3 protein-coding genes are annotated in these 1,561 nt (G+C 59.0%); 2 read left to right on the forward strand and 1 reads right to left on the reverse strand.

Annotated features, from left to right (window positions below; all coding sequences use genetic code 11):
* The first annotated feature begins 89 nt into the window (after positions 1–89).
* Positions 90–422 carry an AsnC family protein gene (locus CVM50_RS19170; RefSeq protein WP_143515581.1) on the forward strand — a complete coding sequence of 111 codons (333 nt, stop codon included), beginning with the start codon at positions 90–92 and terminating at the stop codon, positions 420–422.
* A gap of 129 nt (positions 423–551) precedes the next feature.
* On the opposite strand, the gene CVM50_RS21555 is transcribed toward CVM50_RS19170, so the two are convergent.
* A complete protein-coding gene (locus CVM50_RS21555; protein WP_085887038.1) occupies positions 552–1,019 on the reverse strand; it encodes a helix-turn-helix domain-containing protein in 468 nt (155 codons plus the stop codon).
* Between the two features lie 186 nt (positions 1,020–1,205).
* On the opposite strand from CVM50_RS21555, the gene CVM50_RS21560 reads away from it, so the two are divergent.
* Positions 1,206–1,561, forward strand: a 356-nt coding sequence (locus CVM50_RS21560) for a hypothetical protein (protein ID WP_157792236.1), incomplete at its 3' end; no start/stop codon positions are given.

The raw sequence follows: 1,561 nt of genomic DNA on the forward strand, positions 1-1,561 counted from the left end.
CCCAGTCGGACCGCAGGCGCGCGCTTTCGTCAGGGGTCAGCATCGATGCCTCCATCTGTGGGTATGATCGTGACGATATGACATAAAATATGGCAACACAAGCTAACGTTGCCATAAAATATGTCAAGATGATCTGGCCGAGATGTGCGCACCTCGGGCTTGCGGCTAGTGGCTGTCGGCTGAATATGGGGTATTTCGCGAAGATGGAGACTCGAAGTGATCGCAACTTCCTGCTGCTGGTCGACCTCAAGGCGCGGTATGGAGATCTCAATACCGCGCTGGTCGCAGAATATTTGCAGGCATACGGCGACGCATCCATCAGCGCGATAGCACAAGATGTTGGGCTCTCAAGGGCTGCGGTCAGGCGGGCGCTACAAAAGCTGTCGGATTCCGACAGTCTGGCGCCTCTTGACGCCTGTTAGAGGCAGATCTTAACTGCCTGCAATAGCTGATCTAATCAGCTTTGAAGGGCCGGAGGGAGGGCGCATGGAGAGGCTTGATATCTTGATCGAAGGTGCCCGAAGAACAGGGCTGACCATCGACTTTCTGGATCAGCTGACGCTCGGCCTATCCAGCCAGGCATTGCGCAGTGTCATAGGTAACGTGTCCGCTATGCCTTCGTATATGAAGTCGAGCGACAGTCCGTACGTTTTTCGTAGGGCGCGCGCGCCGTCTATCGAGATACGCTGATGGCCAGTCTCCCAGTTCGATAGCTGAGAGCGCTTGATGCCTGCTCGCTTCGCGTAGTCGGTTTGGTTCATGCCGGTTGTGGCACGGTGCCAGCGAATGCGCTCAGCAATATCCGAAAAAGGGGCACTGTTCTCCATTCTTGGCACTTTACTCTGCCATGAATTTTGGCGCATCCGGCAAACGTATGGCTTGCCAAATGCCATAAAGTTTGGCAACTCACTGGCATGAGATGTGCTGCAGTCAAACAAATCACGGAACTCCTTGGAGACGATGTCATTGCGAGCGCCGTTGGCGTGAAGCCTCGGTCTGTGAGGGCGGCGCGCGAACATGGGGAATTTCCCGCGCGGTGGTATCCGGTTGTCAGAGATCTCTGCCGAGAGGCGGGAATCGACTGCCCCGACATTGCGTTCTCGTTCGTCGTGCAAGGAGCAGCCTGATGTCTTCTTGTTCGCTTGAACTCGGTTTTGCCATGGCCAGCGCTCTTGTGCTCGCGAAAACCCCCGGAGAGTTTCCCCATGCGTAAGGCGCGGCCCGCTTCGATCCAGTCGGCGGTGCAGACCGCCATTCGCGCGGCCGGCGGTCTTGAGGCCGTGGCCAATGACATCGGCGTCGGGGTCTCGACTCTGTCGCACGGGACGGAAGTCTCGGAGCAGCGCCCGGGCGGGCTTGGCGTCAACTACCTCGACCGGTTGAGCCGGATTGTGCCCGAGGCCGCCGTGCCGATCGCGGCGCATTTCGCGGCTCTGGGCGGCGGGACCTTCCACCCGTTGAACATCGAAGGCTCGACCGCCTCGGACATCCACCGGATCACCCGGGAGTTCGCGGACGTGCTGCAGCGCCATGCCGAGGCGCATTCCTCGGCCTCGGCGGT

The sequence above is a fragment of the Pseudooceanicola marinus genome (assembly GCF_002786295.1).
In the GTDB taxonomy this organism is placed as follows: domain Bacteria; phylum Pseudomonadota; class Alphaproteobacteria; order Rhodobacterales; family Rhodobacteraceae; genus Pseudooceanicola; species Pseudooceanicola marinus.

What these genes read in the sequence shown, in the direction of transcription:
- CVM50_RS19170 (WP_143515581.1), top strand. Translation starts at nt 90, where the DNA reads ATGGCAACACAAGCTAACGTTGCCATAAAATATGTCAAGATGATCTGG.
- CVM50_RS21555 (WP_085887038.1), bottom strand. Translation starts at nt 1,019, where the DNA reads ATGTTCGCGCGCCGCCCTCACAGACCGAGGCTTCACGCCAACGGCGCT.